The following is a 21,081-nucleotide window of genomic DNA, read 5'->3' as shown; positions in this document are numbered from 1 at the left end:
GTATTAAAGAATTAATTGAAAATCTTTGGTGGCTTCTATGAACTTGTCCATGTCCTCGAAAAGTTTCTTCGGGCTGACACGGGCATAGACCTGTGTTGTAGAAATGTCGGAATGTCCCAGCATCCTGCTGATGGTTTCTATCGGCACACCTGCTTCAAGCGTAATCAGCGAGGCGAAGCTGTGCCTCGCCTGATGATAGCACAAATCATCCTTGATGCCTGCCAGTGCCGCCAACGCTTTCATGTGTCGTCTGAGATTTGACCAATGCAGCAAAGGGAACAGGGTGTCCCTATCCCCACTATGATATTTTTCAATCAGCGCAATCGCTTCCGGTAACAGTTTCACACTGGCACGAAGTTCGTTTTTCTTTCTTCGATACTTCAACCACAAAGCACCGTCCTCATCCGTATATAGGTTCTCGTGGGTAATCGAGACAACATCCGCATAACAGACCCCGGTGTAGCACCCGAAGAGAAACATATCCCTTGCCAGTATATGGGATTTGCGGTAAGCGGGTATTTCCACATCACGGATTCTCTCAAACGATTCACGACTCAATGCCCGTGGTGTCGTTTCTGTCTTCTTTGGTAAGGTAAAATGCTGGAAGTGGATTCTGTCGGCATATCCCTCCTTATACGCCAGACGGCATATCTTCTTCAGGATGGCAAGATGATGGCGGACGGTATCAATCGCATAACCCTTATTACCGGTGGCAAATGCCTGATAGTCGTGGATGAACTGCTCTGTCAGTTGTCCAAATGCCAAATCTTTCACCTTGTACTTGGTCTTGATGAACTCCCCGATTGTCAGGCGCATATAGTGATAACCGGGATAAGTCCCTTTTGCCCTGTCTATGCCGATACGGGCTTTGAGGTCATCGCAGACAACATCCGTCATTCGCATGAGCGTCATTTGTGTTTCCATGCTGCCCTGAAAAAGGTCTTTCACATCGGTAGCATCAAAATCAACCTTACGATTCACAAGGTTGTCAAAGGCATTGTTTACCGCTAACAGTAACTTTTCAATCTTGACATTGATCTCAACCGCTTCCTTGCTTTTGCCGTTCAGACGGCTTTCACGTGGATTCCATAATTCGGGAGTGCAGGACAGTTTGCATCCGAACTGTGCCATTGTCCTGTTTACCGTGATGCGTCCCATGATGGGAGCTTTTCCCGACTTATCCGGTCCGCTCTTTTTGAGGTAGAGCAACACCTTGAATTTTTCTACTTTCATACGCTTATATTTTTAGTGCAAAGTTACTTGCCATATAAGCGCTCTTTGATACGCAAAACACTGTGTATGAGCGCAAACAAAACGGTGAGGTTTTCTTTTCATCGCTTTGTGTTACCTATTCCCGTTTCGGTAACTGCTCGGCTAACGGTTTGGTAACTGAACAACCTCAATATTCCGTTGTCATTTGCATTTTCCACATTTTGCAGAATACAGAAATACAGCTCATTTCAAACGACTTACGTTTAATCTTTACCTATTCACTATTACTTGCATCACCTTGTATATTCCATTGTGCGCGCCACACACATGCAACAATGATGCTGACACTGGGAGTAGATTTATATACGGTCTCCAAACTATTGGGACATACCAATATACAAACAACACAAATTTATGCAAAGCTTGTAGATGAAAGTAAAAAGAAAGCTATTGATTTAATTCCTAATATATCATAGGGGTTGGTTAAATGCGAAGTGCAATTTGTCATTCTCTTTAATTCTTGCAGATATTTCTTCTATTTATCCTTTTTCAGAGAAAAGTGAATTAGCAAAAACATCTGAAAAATGACTATTTGGCACAAAAAACAACATTCTGTATAGTAATTATGCACAGCTATATTAAGGATTTTAAGATAGCTAATATACTTCATATAAACATTCTGAGTATTTGTTGGGGGCTTTTGAAGAAAAAACAACATTATTTCATTTTTTCATATAAAAATCTTTGGTATTATTAAAAATGTGTCTATTTTTGCAGCATATTTTGTGTTATACGAACACAAAAAATGGTTGAAAAAGATGAGGTATAAAAACTCTAACATAAGAAAGTGCCTAAATACTAAAACAATAGCACTGTGTGCAGCGTTCTTTTTATACTGTTTGCTCCCTTTAAAAGGGATTTGCCAAACGGGGGAAAGTACTGTAGATGCTTTAGTGGAAATGGGATTTGAAAATGTTGGATGGACAGAAGATGGCAATGAACGTGTGTATGTTCTGCAGAACTCTGCATATCGTTTGCAAGGCGTAGGCATAGGCAAAGCGGTGGATGTTATTCAAAAGATGGGTTTACCGGGAGAAAAGTCATGCCGGATAATAGTTCTGGACAATAATGTACCTCAGATTTCTCTTTATTATCATCCCATAAAGGGGGATTCGGTGCTCCAAGCAGAACGTGATGACTGGAATGTAAGCTATGAATTGGGTGATACTTGGAAAAATGCACGGAAAATAAAGTTGAAAAATAGTTCTTTGTTCAAGATTGATGTATTGGTGTATCCTCAATTAGCTTTCAAGAATCTGGTGATTACACAGATTTACCAGGTCTTGTTTGATTTGAGTCCTGCGATAGAAGTTTCGTTATGGAAAGGTATGAAATTAACGGCACAGTTGAAAATACCGGTTTATAATGATGGGTATGGAAGGTTTGAAGATAAAGTTCATCCAGGACATATTACAATTTCACAGCGTTTTAGATTACCGTATAATGTGTTTGGTAAAGTGACTGTGGGATGTTTTAGTGCTGACCAATATGGAGTGGACGCCGAATTTTATCGCCCTTTTAAGGATGAACGCTTTTCCTTAATGGCTCGGATTGGGTATACAGGAATGGGATATTGGAGCGGATTTCGCTATGTATATGATCCTTCGACAGCACTTGTTACTTGGTCTTTGGGCGGTAGCTTTTATTGGCCGCAATTTAACACTCAGTTTAATCTGAAAGCAGAACAGTATTTATTGAAGGAGAAAGGTGTTAAATTTGAAATGATTCGTCATTTTCGCTATTGTTCGATTGGTTTCTATGCAATGAAAGCAGAACATGCAAAGATGAATGGAGGCTTCCGATTTCAAGTGGCATTACCTCCTTATAAATATAAAAGGAAAGGATATATACCTCGTGTGAATACCTCTGCTAATATGGGCATTGTTTATAATGCAGGTAATGAAAGGTACTATTATAGACAGTATAAAGCGGAAGTTAGTGACAATATAATGGAAGAAAATAGTTTTAACCCATATTTTATTAAGTCAGAATTGTTAAATTTTTAATTAATTAATTGAGATGAAAAAGATTAAATTCTTAAACGGCATAAGTGCAGTATTTGCGTTAGCCGTAGTAGCTTTAGCTACAACTTTAACTTCTTGTGAGAAGGAAGAGTTCAACGTTAATGTAACTCCTACTAATGCACAAGCTGTTATTAGTCCGATTGTGCTTGCTATAGAGGATGGTGTTACTACAGATGTAACTGGCCAAGCCACTATCGCACCTGCAGAGTTGACATTTACTGGTAATCCTACTCTGGCTCCTAAGAGTGTTGATGTTACAGCTTCTTATAATGGTTTGAGTGCAACTGTTACAGTTAAGGTTCCTGCTTTGCAAGCTGGGCAATTTGCTACTCTGACTCCGACTATCATTCTTCAGGAAGAAGATGCTGAGACTAAGATTGTAGCAGTACCCACTACATCTACAGATGAAAAAACAAAAGAAAAAGTATGGGATAATCCTGAACTTTATTGGTATTCTATCCCTTCATTTACTTATGTAGAAAAGAGCGGTGCCAAAGTTGTAGAAGGTTCAAAAAAGATCAACACAGACGATCTTATTGAACGTGCTGCTATTGAATCTTTCTTCAATACGCTTGAAAATACCTATACGGAACATGTTGCATCAACAAAAGATGGTGAGTATTCTGTTTATGCTAACTCAAGAACAACGGCTTCTATAACTTATACAATTGTAACGACTGAGTATAATGTTGTGAAACAAGCTGTGACTAAGGCTGATGCTGATGCTTTGGGTTCTATTAAGGTTGATGATTATACTACTTCTAAATTGAGTGTCACTGAAAATCAGGATATTCCTGGTCACGGTCATAGCCACGGTCATGGTCATGGTCATGGTGAAGGCAATGCCGGTGGTGGTGTTGGTGAACTTGATTAATAGAGGTTTTAGTTGTTATTTATCTTAAACTCAAGAGAAAATGAAAAGTAAATTAATGATAGCCTCCTTACTATTGGCAGGCGCTTGTGCAGCAAATCTGAATGCACAGGAAAAAACGAACTACTACACTCCGAAATGGAGCGATAATATTTTTGTCAGTGTAGGTGGTGGTATCCACGCCATCAACAATGACGGTTTCAATAAGATTGCTCCGCATTTCAGCGTGTCAGTTGGTAAGCTGATTACTCCGACTTGGGGGGTACGTGCTCAGGTAAACGGTATTACTCAGCATTTGTGTTTGGATGATGCATACTGGGAACACAACAAGACTTATGTAGGTGGTAACATTGATGCAATGATCAATCTTTCTACATTGTTTGCCGGTGCTAATCCTAACCGTTTCTTCGAAGTTTACGGTTTCTTGGGACCTCAAATTTCTGTAGCAAAATCTCAAAATGTGGATGTTACAATTAGTGCTGATGGTACTTCGCAGTCTATGGCTCCTGCCGGTGAAGCAGAAATGCGTGCACGTATCGGCGCTTCTGCCGGTTTGGGCTTGAAGTTCAATATCAACACCAAGTGGGCCATTGACGTAGAAGCTCGCGGTGCCATCGCTCCGTCCATTTTCGGTAATATCAGCAGCCATCGCAAGGCTGAAGGTACAGGTATGCTGACCGCAGGTGTTAGCTACATCTTCGGCGGTAAGAAGTTCGTTCCGGTTTCTAAGATTGACGAAGACGCAGTCAATGCGGAAATCAACAGATATAGAAGTGAACTGGCTCAGGCTCAGGCTGACCTGGCTAACTGCAAGAATGCACTGGCCAACGCTAAACCTGAAGTTAAGGAAGTGACCAAGGAAGTTGAAGTTGCCGGTCCGCGTGCCATCTTCTTCAAGATTGGCAGCGCCCGTCTGGACGACTATGGCAAGGTTAACATCGAACTGGCTGCCAAGATTCTGAAGGCTAATCCGGACAAGAAGTACAAAGTTGCAGGTTATGCTGACAAGGCTACCGGTAGCGCTTCTTGGAACCAGAAGCTGTCCGAAAAGCGTGCCCAGGTTGTTTACGACGCTTTGATTGCTCAGGGTGTTGACAAGGACCAGCTTGAACTCGTAGGATTCGGTGGTACTGAAAACATGTTCGGCAAGAACTTCCTGAACCGCGTAGTTATCCTGGAATAATACACTCCAAGTGACAAATAGACTCTAAAAATGAAGGCGTCTGGGACTCAGACGCCTTTTTTTGGTACTATGTCCGATGTATGTTATAAAGCAACCCATTTTTTATCAGCGACTGAATTTATATGTGATGATGAAGTTTAAGCTATTCTTTATCGTTCTGTGTTGCAGCCTTTCCCTTTCGGCCTTTTCCCAGTTGACGTATGGTACAACCGGGCTGTTGCATGCGCCCTCTGCTGAGATGCAGCGCGACAAGACTTTCATGGTCGGCGGCAACTTCCTGAACAAGGAGCTCACACCGCCCACCTGGTACTATCATACCTACAACTATTTCCTGAACGTCACCATCTTCCCCTTTCTGGAAGTGGCCTACACGTGTACGCTCTTCAAGGCGGAGGCGTTGGGATTGAAGCCATACGGGTATAGCGGGTTCACGAACCAGGACCGCTACTTTTCCGCCCGTCTGCGTGTGTTGAAGGAGGGGCAGTTCTGGAAATACATGCCGGCTGTCGTGCTGGGGACGTCCGACCCGTTCACTTCCTCCGGTGGTGGCCAGGTAGGCACCACGGAAGGTAACGGCTATTACAGCCGTTTCTATATTGCCGCCTCCAAGCATATACCCGTTGTGGGTAAGGAGGAGATCGGTGTCCATCTTTCCTACCTTTACAACAACCGCAAGGAGTACAAACTGAATGGCTTTGCACTGGGTGTCACCTACAATCCCTCCTTCCATCCGCAGTTGAGGGTGATAGCGGAGTACGACTCCAAGGACTTTGCTTTGGGAGCCACTTATCTGCTGTTCAAGCATCTGCATGTGCAGGTCGAAATGCAGAGGATGAAATATTTCACGGGAGGGCTGACATACAAAATTCATTTGAAATAATTAATGAAAAAATCAGCGGAGGGATGTTTGATACTATCAGACATCCCTTTTTTCTGTATTATATATGTAAGATTAACGGCGGAATTCAAATTTTAATCGTAATTTTGTAGCCCATTATGAGTAGAATAATAGCCATAGACTACGGTCGAAAACGTACGGGAATAGCCGTGAGTGATACATTGCAGATGATTGCGAATGGACTGACAACTGTGCCTACACACCAATTGTTGCAGTTTCTTCTTGATTATGTGGCTAAGGAGCCGGTAGAGCGTATCTTGGTAGGCCTTCCTAAGCAGATGAATAATGAGGCTTCGGAAAACATGAAGAATATCGAACCTTTTGTCCGTTCGCTGAAGAAGAAACTGCCTGACATGCCGGTTGAATATGTAGACGAGCGTTTTACTTCTGTTCTGGCTCATCGGACGATGCTTGAGGCTGGATTGAAAAAGAAAGACCGCCAAAATAAAGCACTGGTGGATGAAATCAGTGCAACTATTATTCTGCAAACTTATTTGGAGAACAAACGTTTCTCCTTTTTATAATGTATAGAAAATAATTTGTAATTAGTAATTTGTAGTAAAGGAAATGATTTTACCCATTTATGTGTACGGTCAGCCCGTATTGAGAAAGGTAGCAGAGGATATTGCCCCGGACTATCCGAATTTGAAAGAGCTTATTGAGAATATGTTTGAAACGATGGACCATGCCGAAGGCGTAGGACTTGCAGCACCGCAGATTGGGCTTCCCATCCGCGTGGTGGTAATCGATTTGGATGTACTTTCCGAAGATATGCCAGAATATAAAGATTTCCGCAAGGCGTATATCAATGCCCATATTTTGGAGGTGTCCGGTGAGGAGGTTTCTATGGACGAGGGGTGCTTGAGCCTTCCCGGTATTCATGAGTCGGTGAAGCGTGGCAACAAAATACGTGTGCAGTACCTGGACGAGAATCTGGAACCGCACGATGAGATTATCGAAGGCTACCTGGCACGCGTGATGCAGCACGAGTTCGACCATCTGGAAGGAAAGATGTTCATCGACCATTTGTCTCCGTTGCGCAAGCAGATGATTAAAGGAAAACTGAATGCCATGTTGAAGGGCAAGGCACACTGCACTTATAAGGTGAAAACCGTAAAGAAATAAGTCAACCATATAATATGGTATAAAAGGCTCAAAAAATATAAAAAGTGTTCCGCTAATCCCGACAAGTAAACGAAAAACGTTACTTTTGTTTCGTTTACAAGCATTTATAAAACAAGATGATAAGAAAAATACTGACAGCTATTTTGCTGTTACCCACATTGTTGTATGCGCAAATCAATACGGAACGGGTGATGACCATTGCTCGGAATGCATTGTATTTTGAGGATTACGTGCTTTCTATCCAATATTTTAATCAGGTAATCAACGCGAAACCTTATTTATATGAGCCTTATTTCTTCCGTGGACTGGCAAAAATCAATTTGGATGACTATCAGGGAGCGGAGAGTGATTGTGATGCTGCGATTCAAAGAAATCCTTTTGTGGTAGGTGCTTACCAGATCAGAGGATTGGCACGTATCCGTCAGAACAAGTTTGACGAGGCGATTGAAGATTATAAAACCGCTATCAAATACGATCCGGAGAATGTGGTGCTTTGGCATAATCTTTCTCTTTGCCATATTCAGAAAGAAGATTATGAGGCAGCTAAGGAAGATTTGGGTACGCTTCTGACAATTGCCCCCAAATATACGCGTGCCTATCTGATGCGCGGGGAAGTCTCCCTGAAACAGAACGATACGATACAAGCTTTGCGTGATTTTGACAAAGCTATTGATATGGACCGTTATGACCCGGACGGATGGGGGGCAAGAGCCATTGTACGTCTCCAGCAGGGAAAGTATAAAGAGGCTGAAGCTGATTTGGACCAGTCTATCCATCTGAGTGCAAAGAATGCCGGTAACTATATCAACCGTGCCTTGGCGCGTTTCCATCAGAATAATTTGAGAGGCGCCATGAGTGACTATGATTTGGCTTTGGATATTGATCCGAATAATTTTCTCGGGCACTACAACCGCGGTCTGCTGCGTGCCCAGGTAGGCGATGACAACCGGGCGATAGAGGATTTTGATTTTGTGTTGAAGATGGAACCGGATAATATGATGGCCACTTTCAATCGTGGTTTGTTACGTGCGCAGACGGGGGATTACCGGGGAGCTATCAGTGACTATTCCAAAGTGATTGCAGAATATCCTAACTTTATGGCCGGCTATTATCAGCGTGCCGAAGCCCGTAAAAAGATTGGCGACCGTAAAGGAGCCGAGCAGGATGAGTTCAAAATCATGAAGATGCAGATAGACAAGCGTAACGGTGTTTCTTCCGGTGACAAAAAGGAAGGTGGCGACAGTAAGGATGTTGCGGATAATTCTTCGGGGAACTCCAATGGAGATGGCGGGAAGACCCGTAAGAAATCCGACAAGAATATGGAAAATTATCGGAAAATTGTAATAGCGGACGATTCGGAAGTTGACCAGCGTTATAAGAGCGATTATCGTGGACGTGTACAAGACCGGAATGTGACCATTAAGCTTGAGCCGATGTATGCTTTGACTTATTATGAGAAACTGAGCGATGTGAAGCGTATCGTACATTATCATAAGTATATTGAGGAACTGAACCATTCGAAACTGTTCCCGAAGCCACTGCGCATCACCAATATGGAAGCTCCGCTGACGGAGGAACAAGTACGCTTCCACTTTGCTTTGATAGACGCTCATACGTCTGATGTGGTGGCTGACGAGAAGAACGCCAAGAAACGTTTCATGAGAGGTCTGGACTTCTATCTGGTTCAGGATTTTGCCAGTTCCATAGATGACTTTACAAAGAGTATCTTGTTGGACGACACTTTCTTTCCGGCATACTTTATGCGTGCTTTGGTGCGTTATAAGCAACTGGAATATAAAAAGGCCGAAGCCACAATGAGTGAAGGCGCCACTTCGGGTACAACGGAAATGAAGAAGCCTGAAGTGACGGCCATCGATTATGAAGTTGTGAAGAATGACCTGGACCACGTTATCCAATTGGCTCCTGATTTTGTTTATGGCTATTATAACCGTGGCAATGTGTCTTCGTTGCTGAAGGATTACCGTGCCGCCTTGGCGGATTATGACAAGGCGATTGAGCTGAGCCCCGATTTTGCTGAAGCATACTTTAACCGTGGGTTGACGCACATCTTCCTGGGGAATAACAAACAAGGTATTGCTGATTTGAGTAAAGCCGGAGAGTTGGGCATTGTGTCGGCCTATAATATCATAAAGAGGTTTACAGATACACGGGAATAACATTTTTTTGCTAAAAAATAGAATATCAAAAAGAATTAGCTATTTTTGCGTTCTGAAAAATGAAATATACATATAAACTATGATAAAGATAACATTTCCAGACGGCTCTGTTCGTGAATATAACGAAGGAGTAACGGGACTGCAGATTGCAGAAAGCATCAGTTCGCGATTGGCACAAGACGTGCTGGCTTGTGGCGTGAACGGAGAAATTTATGATTTGGGGCGTCCTATCATGCAAGACGCTGAAGTGGTTCTTTATAAATGGGAGGATGAGCAGGGTAAGCATGCCTTTTGGCATACCAGTGCCCACCTGCTGGCCGAAGCTTTGCAGGAACTCTATCCGGGCATCCAGTTCGGTATAGGTCCTGCTATCGAAAACGGTTTCTACTATGATGTGGACCCGGGTGAAACGACTATCAAGGAAGCTGACCTGCCGGCCATTGAGAAAAAAATGGCTGAACTGGTGGCTAAGAAAGAAGCGGTTGTCAGACAAGACATTGCCAAGGCAGATGCTTTGAAGATGTTTGGTGACCGTGGAGAAACTTATAAATGCGAGCTGATTTCCGAATTGGAAGACGGTCACATCACAACTTATACGCAGGGTGCATTTACTGATTTGTGCCGTGGCCCTCACTTGATGACCACAGCTCCTATCAAGGCTATTAAGCTGACTTCCGTCGCCGGTGCTTATTGGCGTGGACAAGAAGACCGTAAGATGATGACCCGTATCTATGGTATCACCTTCCCGAAGAAGAAGATGCTGGATGAGTATCTTGTTCTGCTGGAAGAGGCAAAGAAGCGCGATCACCGTAAAATCGGTAAGGAGATGGACTTGTTCATGTTCTCCGACACCGTAGGTAAGGGACTCCCGATGTGGCTGCCCAAAGGTACTGCACTGCGTATCCGCTTGCAGGACTTCTTACGTCGCATCCAGGCCCGTTACGATTATCAGGAAGTAATGTGTCCGCCCATCGGCAACAAATTGCTTTACATCACTTCCGGACACTATGCAAAATATGGTAAGGACTCCTTTCAGCCCATACATACACCGGAAGAAGGGGAAGAGTACTTCTTGAAACCGATGAACTGCCCTCACCACTGTATGATTTACAAGAACTCACCCCGTTCTTACAAAGACCTGCCTTTGCGTTTGGCAGAGTTCGGTACGGTTTGCCGTTACGAGCAGAGTGGTGAGCTGCACGGGCTGACACGTGTACGTAGCTTTACGCAGGATGATGCGCACATCTTCTGTCGTCCGGACCAGGTGAAGGATGAGTTCCTCCGTGTAATGGACATTATCTCCATCGTGTTCGAATCTATGGACTTCGAGAACTTCGAGGCACAGATTTCCTTGCGCGACAAGGTGAACCGCGAAAAATATATCGGTAGTGACGAGAACTGGGAAAAAGCAGAACGTGCCATTATCGAAGCTTGTGAAGAAAAGGGGTTGAAGGCAAAAATAGAATATGGAGAAGCTGCTTTCTATGGTCCTAAACTGGATTTCATGGTGAAGGATGCCATTGGTCGCCGTTGGCAGCTGGGTACCATCCAGGTGGACTACAACCTGCCGGAACGTTTCCAACTGGAATATACCGGTGCCGACAATCAGAAGCACCGTCCCGTAATGGTTCACCGTGCTCCGTTCGGCTCCATGGAACGTTTCGTGGCTGTGCTTATTGAGCATACAGCTGGTAAATTCCCGTTGTGGCTGACTCCTGATCAGGTCGCTATTCTGCCTATCAGCGAGAAGTTCAACGACTATGCGCATGAAGTGAAACAATACTTGAAGCGATATGACATCCGTGCCATTGTGGATGAACGCAATGAAAAGATTGGTCGTAAGATTCGTGACAATGAGATGAAGCGTATTCCGTACATGCTGGTTGTAGGTGAAAAGGAGGCTGAAAACAAGGAAGTTGCTGTCCGCAAGCAGGGAGAAGGTGATAAGGGAACCATGAAATTTGAAGAATTTGCCAAAAAAATGAACGAAGAAGTTCAGAATATGATAAATAAATGGTAACTTTGCGCCCAATTGTAGAAGCATAGCATATATTAGATGTTCTAAAGATCGCTTTTACTTAACATAAAACATTAATTTGGGAATAGTAAATAAGAAACAAACTGGAAGTAAACGTTATTTAATGAAGAATGACAGCTTAAAAGGGCAACATCGGATTAACGAACAAATCCGGGCCAAAGAAGTCCGCATAGTGGGCGATGAAGTAGAACCAAAAGTGTATCCGATAGCGCAGGCTTTAAGACTTGCTGAAGAACATGAAGCGGATCTCGTGGAGATTTCTCCAAATGCACAACCCCCTGTTTGTCGTATTATTGATTATTCTAAATTTCTTTATCAGTTAAAGAAGCGTCAGAAAGAGCAAAAGGCAAAGCAGGTGAAGGTAAACGTGAAGGAAATACGTTTTGGACCTCAGACTGATGACCATGACTATAATTTCAAGTTGAAGCATGCCAAAGGCTTTTTGGAAGATGGCGATAAGGTGAAAGCCTACGTATTCTTTAAAGGTCGTTCTATCTTGTTCAAAGAGCAAGGAGAAGTGCTGCTGCTCCGTTTTGCCAATGACTTGGAAGATTATGCGAAGGTAGACCAGATGCCGGTTCTGGAAGGAAAGAGAATGACAATCCAGCTCTCTCCGAAGAAAGCGGCGGCATCGAAGAAGAACGTGGCTCCCAAGCCTGCAGAAGATGCGCCAAAGGCCGCGTCGGCTGAAACCGAAGGAGAATAAAGAATGAGTAACGCCATAGGTATAGTGCGTTGCCATATAATTTAATAATTAAAAAGTTAAAAAAGATGCCAAAGATGAAGACTAACTCCGGTTCTAAAAAGAGATTTACTCTTACCGGAACAGGTAAAATCAAAAGAAAGCACGCTTTTCATAGTCACATCCTGACTAAGAAAACTAAGAAGCAGAAAAGAAACTTGTGCTACTCTACACTTGTAAGTACAACAGATGTAAGCCAGGTGAAAGAGCTTTTAGCAATGAAGTAATTGAAAAGCGTACAAAAGTATTAAAGTTATTAACCGAATGCATTAGCTTTAAGTCCGCTGCGTGAAGTAACGGCGCTAACATTCAAAAACAAGTAAAACTATGCCAAGATCAGTAAATCATGTTGCTTCTAAAGCAAGAAGAAAGAAAATTTTGAAATTGACCAGAGGTTACTTTGGTGCAAGAAAGAACGTTTGGACCGTTGCCAAGAATACTTGGGAGAAAGGTTTGACTTATGCGTTCCGTGACCGTAAGAACAAGAAGAGAAACTTCCGTGCTTTGTGGATTCAGCGTATCAATGCTGCCGCTCGTCTGGAAGGTATGTCTTACTCTAAGCTGATGGGCGCTTTGCACAAAGCCGGTATCGAAATCAACCGCAAGGTGTTGGCTGATTTAGCGATGAACCATCCGGAAGCTTTCAAGGCTATCGTTGCTAAAGCAAAGGCTGCATAAAAACAGTTAGCAGATAAACTACGAGGTGCTGATTACTCTTTTGGTAGTCAGCACTTTTTGTTTTCTGATAGTCTTGGGAGGGGTTAAAACATTAAAAGGGCTTGAAACAATTTGCTGATTTTACTTGTTTCTTTCATAGAAACTCATTACCTTTGTTATAGAAAAAATAGCCGCATTGATTGGATCGGGAAACTCATCAATTTTTATGAAATACCGAGACAAGCTTCGCTTCTCAATGGCGGGCCACGCCCTTCGGGGTAACTCTTGAGTCGGTGGATTACAAAGAGGAGGAGCACTCAAATCATGTCATACGGAGTTTCATCACATCATCGGTGCGGCTTTCTATAAAAGAGGAACGGTAATCTGTCTGGATAACCCGTTCCTCTTTCTTTTTATGCGGATGTGGGTGATTGTGAAACAAATGATACGTGATGCTGAAACAGATGATGTATCAAGGGAAGATAGATGATACGTTTATACAAAACAGACCATCTGTATAGGGTGAACAGGAACAGATGGTCTGTTTTGAACAGAGGTTTTTACGGTTTATTTGTTGTTCCTCAGGTCTTTTACCCTGACGGCTTTTCCTTCGCTCTGCGGTAGGGAGCCTTTCTTCACCAACCGCAATTTCGGGGTTACTAGAATCTCGTCTTTCAACTGACGGGTGATTGCTTTGCGAATCTTCTCCAGCTCGATATAGTTATCGGTAGAGAGGTCGCTGAGTTCAACTTCTACAATCATTTCATCTTGATTATTAACCGTTTCAAGTGTGATGAGGTAATTACTGCCCAATTCGGGGAATTGTACCAGCACCTTTTCCACCTGCATGGGGAAGATGTTGACTCCCTTGATGATGAACATGTCGTCACTACGGCCTTTGATGCGGTCTATACGGATGTGGGTACGTCCGCAAGGGCACTTGCCAGGCAGAATGCGGGTAAGGTCGCGCGTGCGATAACGGATAAGCGGCATCATTTCTCTGTCTAAGGTTGTCAGTACCAGTTCGCCGATTTCACCTTCCGGTACGGGGTCGCCGGTTTCCGGATTAATGATTTCGACCAGGTAGCAATCTTCCCAGAAGTGCATGCCGTCTTGTTCGGTACATTCGAAGGCTACGCCGGGACCGTTCATTTCAGTCATACCGAAGCTGTTGTAGGCTTTGACACCAAGCATGCGCTCAATCTTTCTACGTTGCTCGTCTGTGTGGGGTTCGGCACCGATAACAAGCGTTTTCAAGCTTGTACTGGTAGGGTCTATACCTTCTTCCTGGAATACTTCGGCCAGACGGATGGCATAGCTGGGAATGGCATGTAGGGCAGTAGTCTTGAAATCGGTGATGAACTTAATCTGGCGCTTGCTGTTGCCGGCAGCGGCAGGAACAGTCAGTGCACCCAGACGTTCGGCTCCATACTGAAAGCCCAGTCCTCCGGTGAACATACCGTAGCCGGAGCTGTTTTGGAAAACATCCGTCTTACGGATGCCTACCATATAGAGGCAGCGTGCCACTAAGTTTGCCCAAGAGTCCAAATCGTGTTGGGAGTGTACGATGACCGTCGGCGTGCCCGTAGTGCCACTGGAAGAATGGATACGTACTCCGTCCTCACGCATATCGCCTGCTACTAATCCAAAAGGATAATTGGCGCGCATATCAGCCTTGGTGGTAAACGGTATCTTACGTATGTCTTCTATAGACCGGATGCTGCCGGCAGTGATGCCATGCTCTTGGAATACTTTTTTATAGTAGGGAGAGTTGGCGGCAATGCTGACAGTCTTTTTTAACCGTTGCAGTTGTAGTTCGCGCAACTGCTCACGGGGCATCGTTTCAATCTCTTCTTCCCAGTATTTGTTATTCATGGTATGTTGAAATTTAGAGTCAATTATAGTTTACATCAGTTTTTCAGCAATCTCTTTGCCGGCAGCCAACGCTTTGAGGTTCAACTCTACAATGGCGTCTCCCTTGCGTTGGAAGATTTCGCGGATGCTGTCTTGCACCTTTGCATAGTCAATGCCGAGAAAGGGGATGGTGGCGCCCAGCAGTACGATGTTCGCTACGCGGGGAGAGCCGACTTCTTTTGCCACCTCGTTTACGTTCAGCATGATTTTATGCGGCAGCTTGTTGATTTCGGCCTTGATGTCTTCTTCTGCCGGATAGTTGGGAATGTTGATGAAGGGAGCTTCATTGGTCACCAGCCAACCCTCAGGGCTGAGGAAGGGGAGGTAGCGCAACGCCTCCATCGGTTCCAAGGAGATGATGAGGTCGCATTTTCCTGTGGGGATAAGGTCCGAGGCGATGGGTTGGTCGCTGATGCGCAAGTTGGACTGCACGTCACCGCCTCGCTGGCTCATGCCGTGTACTTCTGCCTGCTTCATGTAGAGTCCGCCCTTGAGGGCTGCTTTGCCGATTACGGTGGCGATGGAGAGGATACCTTGTCCTCCTACGCCGGAAAGTATGATGTCTTTTTTCATGGCTTTACTTGTTTCTTTTTTTGCGTGCTAATGTTTGGATACATTCTCTGCGGGGGATGATGACGGATACGCCGTGGTATTCGATTTCTTCCCGGATGATTTGCTTCATCTCTTCGTAGTTCTTCTTCAAAGGAACTACGACGCGGATGTGTTCGGGAGCTACACCGATGCCGGCGCAGATGGCTTCCAAACGTCCGGTGCCGGCAGAGTCTTGTCCTCCGGTCATGGCGGTGGTTTCGTTGTCGGAGATGACGATGGTGACGTCGGCGTTTTCGTTGACGCAATCCAGCAGTCCTGTCATGCCCGAGTGGGTGAAGGTGGAGTCGCCGATAACGGCTACGGCAGGATGCAGACCGGCATCCGAAGCACCCTTCGCCATGGTGATGGAGGCGCCCATATCCACGCAAGAGTTAATGGCGTTGAACGGAGCGTTGGCTCCCAGCGTGTAGCAACCAATGTCGCTGAACACCTTATAAGTGGGATATTCTTCTTTCAATACTTGGGTCAGCACCGTGTACATGTCGCGATGGCCGCAACCCTCGCACAAAGCGGGCGGGCGCATCTCTACCAGAGAAGGAACGCTGAATTCAGCCTTGTTCTCTTTGCCTACGGCATGTGCCACGCTGTCCGGGTTCAGCTCTCCGTCTTGTGAAAGAGTGCCGTCCAAACGGCCTTTTACTTTGATGCCGATGCCCAGATAGCCTTTCAGCTGTTTTTCTACGAACGGTTGTCCGTCTTCCAGTACCAGAATCTCGTCACATGCTTCTACCAGCTGCATCAGCTGTTTCTTGGGCAACGGGTATTGTCCGATTTTCAGTACCGGATATTCGCAGCCTTCGGGATAGTTTTCCATCAGGTAGTTGTAGCCGATGCCGCATGCCACGATACCCAGCTTTTTGTTGGGACCGTCGGTATATTTGTTGTAAGCGGAGTTTTCAGAAGCTTTGATAAATTCGTCCTGGCGTTGCAGCAATGCTTTGTAACGTTTGCGTGCATTACCCGGCAGGAGGATGAACTGCCGTGGGTCTTCGCTGAAGGAAATCTCATTCTGCGGTTGTTGCTCCTTGCGCTCTACACCGGAACGGGAGTGTGCCAGGCGCGTAACCATGCGCATCAGGATGGGTTCGCCGGTCTGTTCGGAGAAGCTGAATCCGTTGTATACCATGTCGTATGCTTCCTGCTGGTTGCTTGGTTCGTACATCGGGATGAGGGAGAAGTCGCCATAGAAACGGCTGTCCTGCTCGTTCTGCGAGGAATGCATGCTGGGATCGTCGGCAGCTATGACTATCAGACCACCTTTTACGCCGGTAATGGCAGAGTTGATGAAACAGTCGGCAGCCACGTTCATACCCACGTGCTTCATGCACACTAGTGAACGCTTGCCTGCAAAGGACATGCCCAGGGCAGCCTCCATCGCAGTTTTTTCGTTAGAGCACCAGCGGTTATGAATGTTCTTTTCAGCAGTAACCGGTGCCATCTGAATATATTCGGTGATTTCCGTAGAAGGAGTGCCGGGATAGGCATATACGCCCGAAAGTCCGGCATCTAATGCAGCTTGTGCAATGGCTTCATCGCCAAGTAAGAGTTGCTTGCTCATATCTGAATATTTAAGTGTTAGTCATGGATTAATATTTGACGCAAATATAGGATTTTGCTTTTATTTTATCAGCAGATTACTTGAAAATCTTTCTTTCGTTTAATGCATCCCAATATCTTCTTGCATTTTTTATGTGCTCGGCATAATTGGATGCAAAGTTATGGGTGCCCGAGAAGTCCTCTTTGGCACACATGTAGAGGTAGTTGTGTTTCGTATAATTCAGCACGGCATCCAGCCCGCTGGGTGAGGGGATGCGTATGGGGCCGGGAGGCAATCCGGTATTGAGGTAGGTGTTGTAGGGGGATTCTACCGCCAGATGGCCATTCGTAATTCTCCGCAAGCCGAAGGCCTGCAAGGCAAATTTGATGGTAGGGTCGGCTTGCAGGGGCATGCCGGCGTGCAGGCGGTTGATATATAACCCTGCTACCATCGGTTTTTCAGGATTGTTGTTTGTCTCTTCCTCGACGATGGAGGCAAGGGTGCAGATTTCCGTCGGGGTCATTCCGATGGCGGTGGCTTTGCCTAGGCGTTCCTGGTTCCAGAACCTTTGGTGCTCTTTCTGCATTCTTTCGAAGAACTCTTCCACACTCATGTCCCAATAGACTTGGTAGGTTTCGGGGATGAAGAGGCAGGGCAAGGTCTCTTTGGTGTATCCCAGTTTTTGTTGGAATGCGGAGTCGTTCATCAGTCCGGCTATTTCGGCGGAGTCTATCATGAGCTGTTTGCTTATGCTGCGTGCCAGGCGGTCCAGCGTGCGTACGCTGCCGACGGTGAGGTTCATAGGTTCTTGATATCCGCGGTACAGACGGCTGAATACGTGATATACGTTTTCTCCCGGCCGGATAGCGTAGCGTCCGGTGTGTATGTTTTCGGAATATTTCTTGTATTGGGCCATCCAGCGGAAGCCGGTGAAGCTTCGGGGATGGCCTTGTTGTTTCACCTTATTATATATGGAGTCAGCGGTGTCGTCGCGGTCTATATAGATATAGACTGTCTTTTGCGGATGGAATTGCGGGGCAAACAGATAGTAGTATACTGTTCCTGCACAAGCTGCTCCAATAAGAATTAGTGTAACGAATGTTCCGATAATGATTTTCTTCTTTTTCTTTTCCATTTTGTTTTACTGCATCTTTAGTCGGGCAAAGTTAGTAAAAAATGGAGTGAAAATCATCAAGTCATATCAGTTAATTCGATAGCTGACAAAGGCTATGCGTTTGCTGTCCGGTGCCCATGAGTTGACATTGATGGTGCCTTGTCCGCCGAAAATCTTTAACAAAGTTTTGGGTTCTCCACCGTTTGCGGGCATTAGGCGTAGTTCTACGTTCTTGTTTGCCAGATGCTCTCCCGGTTCCAGGTCACCTTTGTAGTAGGTGATGAATACAACGGATTTTCCGTCAGGAGAGATGTGGGGGAACCAGGAGTTGCGGGTTTCGTCAAAGGTCATCTGGGTCTGTTCGGAGCCGTCTGCCTTCATGCGCCAGACTTGCATGAGTCCGGTGCGTACGGAGTTGAACCAGATGTATTGTCCGCAGGGGGAATATTCCGGTCCGTCATCCAGACCCTCGGCAGTGGTCAGGCGGGTTTCTTCACCTCCTTCCACGGGGATGGTATAAATATCATAGTTGCCGTTTCGTTCGGCGCAATAGGCAAGTTCTTTACCGTCGGGACTCCAACCGTGGAGGTAGCTGGGAGCCATAGGCGTTATTAAACGGGGAGTGCCGCCCGTGATGGGAAGTGTATAAATGCGCGATTTATAGTCCTCTTTCGTCCCGTGGCTGATGGCTATCTGCTGTCCGTCGGCCGAGAGGACGTGGTCGTTGTTGCAGTTTTGGGCAAATCCGGTGTTTATCAGTTCCGGTTCGGCAGACGAGGTGGGGGAAAGGCGGTAAAGCTTTCCTTCGCTGTTGTATAGCAGCCATTGCCCGTCGGGCGTCCAATTGGGGGCTTCAATCCGGTAGGGAAATTCTTTGACGACGGTCCGGTTACCATTGGTTACATCCAGTATTTCGAGGACGCTGGTAATCTCGTTTTTTTGTTGAGCGGTTGCGGTCAGTGCAACAGTTGCAAAGAAGGGGATTAAATAGGGTTTCATGTTTATATCGTATTTAATAAATCTCCGCAAGATACATTTTTTATTGGAAACTACATAGTCGGAGCATTTTTTTTATTAAAATCTGTAGTGCTGACCGAATGCGTAGTGCTTATCATATAAATAATTATTGCAATGAATATTTTTGAGGGCTACGGTAGATTATGCTTTTCAAAATCTCTCAAATATCCATTCATCTACCTTCAGTTCTTTGCCTTTAAATACGAAATAAAGGTTGTGAATACCGTCTTTGTCTGTGTTTATCTTTGTAGAGACAGTCTGTAAAGAGTCTGAATTGAAGGAGGTGGAGGCCAGTACTTCACCATCGGGGCGGTCAAGGTGCACTTCCAGAGTGCCGTGTCCTACTGCTGTGGCACGGAATAGAGAGGGAAAGCCGGAGAAGAATACGCCACGTACGGATATAACTGATTTCTTTTGTTCACTGCCCACTGCAAGCATGTTGCCGGGTGTGGCTGTAGGCTCAAAGTGTATGCCTAGCGTAGCGGCTGTTGTTTCTGCTTGCTGATGAATGAACGGGTTCACTGGCTTTATCTGGTCCACACCCTTCAGTGTGGCTTCTCCCATTTCCAGCTTCACGTTTTTTTCGTCTACCTTCAGCTTGTTGACGCAAAGGCTGCGGAAACCGCCATTGGTGCCTTTGTGTTCTTGCAAGCACATGTTGTGATAAAATAGGTAATAGTCTCCTTTGTATTTTTGCAGATGGGTATGATTGTTGCTGAACCCCATACCATAGTCTCCGGGATTCTTGAAATAATTGTCCACATACTTCCAGCTGTCGGTGTCGAGAGGCGTGTGTGAAGTCATGTACGACATGCAGCAGATGCTGGGTTTGTCCACTCCCTCGTGGGGCCATTCGGTGCGCTTGTTCCAGTCGGTATTGTAGGTATAAATCCATGTGCCGTTCCAGTAGTTCAGCTCATTGGCTTCGAAGTGATAGGGAGCTTTTATCTCTACTATCTCGCTGTCCAGACTAATCAGGTCTTTGCCCAAGCGGACAATGCGGGCATCTCCAGGCATGTAGTCGGTGCCGACTTCCCCCTTTCCGCCTCCACCGAATGATAACCATCCTATACCTTCGTCATCTATCACGGCACCCGGGTCGAAGGGAGCTTTGCAGTGGCCTAATCCTTGGGTGAACTGGCTCACCAGCATACGCCCCAGCGGGTCGGTCCACGGGCCTACGGGAGAGGTGGAGGTTAGTACGCCTACGCCCGCACCGCTGTTGGAGTAGTAGAGGTAGAAGTGGGTTTTACCGTCCGATTCTATCCGCGATACAATGGATGGAGCCCATGAGGCTATACCCCATGGTGAGAGGGCCTTTACGTCAATCAGTCCGTGATAAGTCCAGTTTACCATGTCATCGGTAGACAACATAACCAGCGAATGGATGTATTGGTATGTGTTTTTGCCATCTTTCCCCACACTGTCCAGTTGCTGGGTGTCATTGGTTCCATATACATAGAGCCTTCCGTTGTATTCCATCGATGTCGGGTCGGCCACAAAAATGAAATCCGACAGTGGGTTGGCGTTTCCACTGAAGAATTTGGGTGATTCTACCGGATGCGTGTCTTTCTTTCCTGAAGTGGAAAGCGCCCACATATCGTTTCCTGCGGACATAGCCGCCAGCAGCAAAGCTGCTGTAAATAACTTGATTCTTTTCATTTTCTTATAGTATATTATAGAAATCTATGGTAACCTTTTGATTTTAGCTTGTGTTTTTTCGTCATCTCAATACTTCATTTAAGATTGAAAAATTTGGTTATTGAAAAGTTGCCACAAATATTGGGAATTACTATATATAATATAGGTGTATTATGTTTTTAATAGTGTATCTATATGTTTCAAGTTATCATTTTAGACTGTGGATGTAATCAGATGGTGCTGTTTTAAACCTATTTTG

At 45.3% G+C, this 21,081-nt stretch carries 18 protein-coding genes and 1 pseudogene; 12 read left to right on the top strand and 7 right to left on the bottom strand.

Going from position 1 to position 21,081, the window contains the following annotated elements; all coding sequences use genetic code 11:
- Positions 1–3: 3 nt before the first annotated feature.
- Positions 4–1,233 (bottom strand): site-specific integrase, encoded by a 1,230-nt coding sequence (locus tag HUX74_RS02125; RefSeq protein ID WP_174646125.1) that lies wholly within the window; start codon positions 1,231–1,233, stop codon positions 4–6.
- Positions 1,234–1,517: 284 nt separating this feature from the next.
- Between HUX74_RS02125 and HUX74_RS20630 the strand changes: the two are divergent.
- The 12 genes and pseudogenes from HUX74_RS20630 to rplT form a co-directional block, all read left to right on the top strand.
- Positions 1,518–1,688 (top strand): annotated as a pseudogene (locus tag HUX74_RS20630) (tyrosine-type recombinase/integrase); the annotation flags it as partial.
- A 342-nt stretch (positions 1,689–2,030) separates the two neighbouring features.
- Positions 2,031–3,278, top strand: a complete 1,248-nt coding sequence (locus HUX74_RS02115) for a hypothetical protein (protein WP_174646124.1) — start codon at positions 2,031–2,033, stop codon at positions 3,276–3,278.
- Positions 3,279–3,291: 13 nt separating this feature from the next.
- On the top strand, positions 3,292–4,170 hold the full coding sequence (locus HUX74_RS02110; RefSeq protein WP_174646123.1) for a DUF3869 domain-containing protein: 879 nt from the start codon (positions 3,292–3,294) through the stop codon (positions 4,168–4,170).
- A gap of 40 nt (positions 4,171–4,210) precedes the next feature.
- Positions 4,211–5,350, top strand: a complete 1,140-nt coding sequence (locus tag HUX74_RS02105; protein ID WP_005836065.1) for an OmpA family protein — start codon at positions 4,211–4,213, stop codon at positions 5,348–5,350.
- A 127-nt stretch (positions 5,351–5,477) separates the two neighbouring features.
- Complete coding sequence (locus HUX74_RS02100; protein WP_174646122.1) at positions 5,478–6,230, top strand: YjbH domain-containing protein; 753 nt, start codon at positions 5,478–5,480, stop codon at positions 6,228–6,230.
- A 116-nt stretch (positions 6,231–6,346) separates the two neighbouring features.
- The gene (gene ruvX, locus HUX74_RS02095) at positions 6,347–6,772 is read left to right on the top strand and encodes a Holliday junction resolvase RuvX (RefSeq protein WP_005827870.1); all 426 of its coding nucleotides are present in this window, start codon (positions 6,347–6,349) and stop codon (positions 6,770–6,772) included.
- A gap of 43 nt (positions 6,773–6,815) precedes the next feature.
- On the top strand, positions 6,816–7,373 hold the full coding sequence (gene def / locus HUX74_RS02090) for a peptide deformylase (RefSeq protein ID WP_022402114.1): 558 nt from the start codon (positions 6,816–6,818) through the stop codon (positions 7,371–7,373).
- 116 nt (positions 7,374–7,489) lie between these two features.
- Positions 7,490–9,550: a tetratricopeptide repeat protein gene (locus HUX74_RS02085; RefSeq protein WP_117601460.1), complete on the top strand. Its 2,061-nt coding sequence runs from the start codon at positions 7,490–7,492 to the stop codon at positions 9,548–9,550.
- Positions 9,551–9,629: 79 nt separating this feature from the next.
- On the top strand, positions 9,630–11,570 hold the full coding sequence (thrS, locus tag HUX74_RS02080) for a threonine--tRNA ligase (RefSeq protein WP_005836068.1): 1,941 nt from the start codon (positions 9,630–9,632) through the stop codon (positions 11,568–11,570).
- A gap of 121 nt (positions 11,571–11,691) precedes the next feature.
- Positions 11,692–12,294 carry a translation initiation factor IF-3 gene (gene infC, locus HUX74_RS02075; protein WP_119961672.1) on the top strand — a complete coding sequence of 201 codons (603 nt, stop codon included), beginning with the start codon at positions 11,692–11,694 and terminating at the stop codon, positions 12,292–12,294.
- Between the two features lie 65 nt (positions 12,295–12,359).
- On the top strand, positions 12,360–12,557 hold the full coding sequence (gene rpmI, locus HUX74_RS02070) for a 50S ribosomal protein L35 (protein WP_005827880.1): 198 nt from the start codon (positions 12,360–12,362) through the stop codon (positions 12,555–12,557).
- Between the two features lie 100 nt (positions 12,558–12,657).
- Positions 12,658–13,008 (top strand): 50S ribosomal protein L20, encoded by a 351-nt coding sequence (rplT, locus tag HUX74_RS02065; RefSeq protein ID WP_004289896.1) that lies wholly within the window; start codon positions 12,658–12,660, stop codon positions 13,006–13,008.
- Positions 13,009–13,554: 546 nt separating this feature from the next.
- On the opposite strand, the gene HUX74_RS02060 is transcribed toward rplT, so the two are convergent.
- The 6 genes from HUX74_RS02060 to HUX74_RS02035 form a co-directional block, all read right to left on the bottom strand.
- Complete coding sequence (locus HUX74_RS02060; protein ID WP_138346209.1) at positions 13,555–14,862, bottom strand: phenylacetate--CoA ligase family protein; 1,308 nt, start codon at positions 14,860–14,862, stop codon at positions 13,555–13,557.
- A gap of 30 nt (positions 14,863–14,892) precedes the next feature.
- Positions 14,893–15,474 carry an indolepyruvate oxidoreductase subunit beta gene (locus HUX74_RS02055; protein WP_117601463.1) on the bottom strand — a complete coding sequence of 194 codons (582 nt, stop codon included), beginning with the start codon at positions 15,472–15,474 and terminating at the stop codon, positions 14,893–14,895.
- A 4-nt stretch (positions 15,475–15,478) separates the two neighbouring features.
- Positions 15,479–17,071: a thiamine pyrophosphate-dependent enzyme gene (locus HUX74_RS02050; protein ID WP_117966620.1), complete on the bottom strand. Its 1,593-nt coding sequence runs from the start codon at positions 17,069–17,071 to the stop codon at positions 15,479–15,481.
- A 76-nt stretch (positions 17,072–17,147) separates the two neighbouring features.
- Positions 17,148–18,185, bottom strand: a complete 1,038-nt coding sequence (mltG, locus tag HUX74_RS02045; RefSeq protein ID WP_174646121.1) for an endolytic transglycosylase MltG — start codon at positions 18,183–18,185, stop codon at positions 17,148–17,150.
- A gap of 66 nt (positions 18,186–18,251) precedes the next feature.
- A complete protein-coding gene (locus HUX74_RS02040; RefSeq protein WP_174646120.1) occupies positions 18,252–19,163 on the bottom strand; it encodes a PD40 domain-containing protein in 912 nt (303 codons plus the stop codon).
- Between the two features lie 168 nt (positions 19,164–19,331).
- Positions 19,332–20,843 (bottom strand): glycoside hydrolase family 43 protein, encoded by a 1,512-nt coding sequence (locus HUX74_RS02035; protein ID WP_119961675.1) that lies wholly within the window; start codon positions 20,841–20,843, stop codon positions 19,332–19,334.
- Positions 20,844–21,081: the final 238 nt, after the last annotated feature.

Origin of the sequence: Bacteroides sp. Marseille-P8574, assembly GCF_902825465.1 — a bacterium.
Classification (GTDB): Bacteria; Bacteroidota; Bacteroidia; order Bacteroidales; family Bacteroidaceae; genus Bacteroides; species Bacteroides uniformis.
The sequence above is the reverse complement of the archived record's forward strand: the minus strand, read 5'-3'. Positions and strand labels throughout refer to the sequence as shown.